This window comes from Thermodesulfobacteriota bacterium (genome assembly GCA_040758155.1).
In the GTDB taxonomy this organism is placed as follows: Bacteria; Desulfobacterota; Deferrimicrobia; order Deferrimicrobiales; family Deferrimicrobiaceae; genus UBA2219.
Map to the genome: position 1 here is coordinate 1 of JBFLWB010000100.1, position 2,065 is coordinate 2,065.

A 2,065-nucleotide genomic window follows, 5' to 3' on the forward strand; every position below is an offset into this window, starting at 1 on the left:
GGCGCGGCTTTCTCCGGGGCCTTCTTCGCCGCGGGCGCCTTCTCCCGCGGCGCGGCTTTCGACGGCGCCTCTTCCTTCGCGGCGGGCGGCCCGGGGGCGGGCGGCTCCGCCCGGAACTCCCCGCCGCCGACCAGGCTGACGACCGCGACCGGCTCGAGCCGGAGCGGGTTTTTATGGAGGGAGACCGCGGTCAGCGCAAGGAATCCCACGAGGAGATGGAACACCGCCGAGACGGCGATCATCCCCTTCAGGGGCGCCGGGGAAGGACCTGGAAAGGAAAACTGTATCTCCGGCCCCTTATCGTTCGAGCGGTTCGGTGACCATGCCAAGTTTTTCGATCCCGGAGTTGCGCACCTCCGCGATGACCTTCACCACGAAGCCGTAGGGGACGGAGCGGTCGGCGCGGAAGAACACCTGCCGGTCCTCCCGTTGAGAGACGATCTGCTTGAGCACGGGGCTCAGCCGGTTGAACTCGACCGGCTGTTTCCCCACGAAGATCCGGCTGTTGGCGTCCACCGTCAGGACGAGGCGCTCCTCGTCGCTGCGCATCGCCTTCGCGCTGGCCTTCGGAAGGTTCACGTCGACCCCCTGCGTGAGCATGGGGGCGGTGACCATGAAGATGATGAGGAGCACGAGCATCACGTCGACCAGCGGGGTGACGTTGATGTCCGCCATGACCCTGCGGTCGCCGGCGCGGCTGGAGGAGCTCATCATGGCCATGGCGTCACGCCTTCTCGATCTTCCGGTCGAGGAAGTTGATGAATTCCACGGTGAAGCCGTCGATCTGCGTGTGGATCGCGCGGATGCGGTTGAGGAAGTAGTTGTACCCGATGACCGCCGGGATGGCCGCCACCAGCCCCGCCGCCGTCGCGACGAGCGCCTCGGCGATACCCGGCGCCACCGTGGCCAGGGAGGCGCTTCCCGCCGTCGCGATTCCCGAGAAGGCGTTCATGATCCCCCATACCGTGCCGAACAACCCGATGAACGGCGTGGCGCTTCCGGTCGTCGCAAGGAACGGGAGGAGGTCCTCCATGCCGGCCACCTGCTCGTGGGTCGTCTTGTGCATCGCCCGCATGACGTTCTCCACCGGGAACCGGCCCGGCGGCGCCGATTCGCCCCGCTCCCTGTGGATCCGCGTCAGCTCGATGTATCCCGCCCTGAATACCTCGGTCATGGGGCACTTCTTCCCCTTCTCGGCCTTTTCGTAGAGCGCGGGAAGCGCCTTTCCCTCGGCGAAGGCGCGCGCGAAATCGGTCTGGAGCCGGTCGATCCCGCGAAAGAGCCTTATTTTCATGAAAATAATCGCCCATGAGATCACGGAGAAGCCGATCAGGATCAGCATGACCAGCTTGACGATCGGTCCGGCCATCAGAACATGCTGCAGCACCTGGGTGTCGAAAATGCCGGCCGCCGCGGGAACCACGGGCAGCGCCATCGGGATTGTCAAACGTGCCTCCTTTTCCTCAACGATAAGTTCTCCTTATAGCGGATTCCGGGCCACCGTTCAATCGTCTTGACATTCATATTATTCGGTATTAATACTGGTTCCGTGTTTGCGCCACCATAAGGAGCCACCATGAAAAAGACCCGGAACACCCGGCAGCGCGGAGTCATCCTCGACATTCTACAGGAGACCAGGGAACACCCCACCGCCGAGAAAATCTACCAGGACGCCCGCCGGATCATCCCCAACATCAGCCTGGGGACGGTCTACCGGAACCTGAACTTTCTCCAGGACCAGGGGCTCGTCCGGGAGATCCGCCCGAGCGACGGAAGCTCCACGCGGTTCGATGGGGACCTGGCGTCCCACGCCCACTTTCACTGCTCGCGGTGCGGCGGATTGTTCGACATCCCGCTGCCCACCGGCGCCGAGCAGCTCCCGCTGTCGAAAGTGGACGGAGTCTCGATGATATCATCGATCGACCTGCACATCATCGGGGAATGCGCGAAATGCGGCGATCAGGAGCCGGGCTCGACGCACTAGGCGGTCTGATCCCGCCGCTTCCGGTCACTTCTCCGCGTACTGGACGATGATGCTGATCCTGCGGTTGCGCGGGTCGTTCGG

At 64.1% G+C, this 2,065-nt stretch carries 4 protein-coding genes; 1 reads left to right on the forward strand and 3 read right to left on the reverse strand.

What is annotated here, in order from left to right:
- The 3 genes from AB1346_06010 to tolQ form a co-directional block, all read right to left on the reverse strand.
- The coding region (locus tag AB1346_06010) for a hypothetical protein (protein MEW6719984.1) at positions 1-242 on the reverse strand (242 nt) is incomplete at its 3' end.
- 55 nt (positions 243-297) lie between these two features.
- A complete protein-coding gene (gene tolR, locus AB1346_06015) occupies positions 298-711 on the reverse strand; it encodes a protein TolR (GenBank protein ID MEW6719985.1) in 414 nt (137 codons plus the stop codon).
- Between the two features lie 13 nt (positions 712-724).
- On the reverse strand, positions 725-1,447 hold the full coding sequence (gene tolQ, locus AB1346_06020; protein MEW6719986.1) for a protein TolQ: 723 nt from the start codon (positions 1,445-1,447) through the stop codon (positions 725-727).
- A 129-nt stretch (positions 1,448-1,576) separates the two neighbouring features.
- On the opposite strand from tolQ, the gene AB1346_06025 reads away from it, so the two are divergent.
- Positions 1,577-1,984 carry a transcriptional repressor gene (locus AB1346_06025; protein ID MEW6719987.1) on the forward strand — a complete coding sequence of 136 codons (408 nt, stop codon included), beginning with the start codon at positions 1,577-1,579 and terminating at the stop codon, positions 1,982-1,984.
- Positions 1,985-2,065 lie beyond the last annotated feature (81 nt).

Coding starts and splice junctions, on each gene's coding strand:
- tolR (MEW6719985.1), bottom strand. CDS start 711: ATGAGCTCCTCCAGCCGCGCCGGCGACCGCAGGGTCATGGCGGACATC.
- AB1346_06025 (MEW6719987.1), top strand. CDS start 1,577: ATGAAAAAGACCCGGAACACCCGGCAGCGCGGAGTCATCCTCGACATT.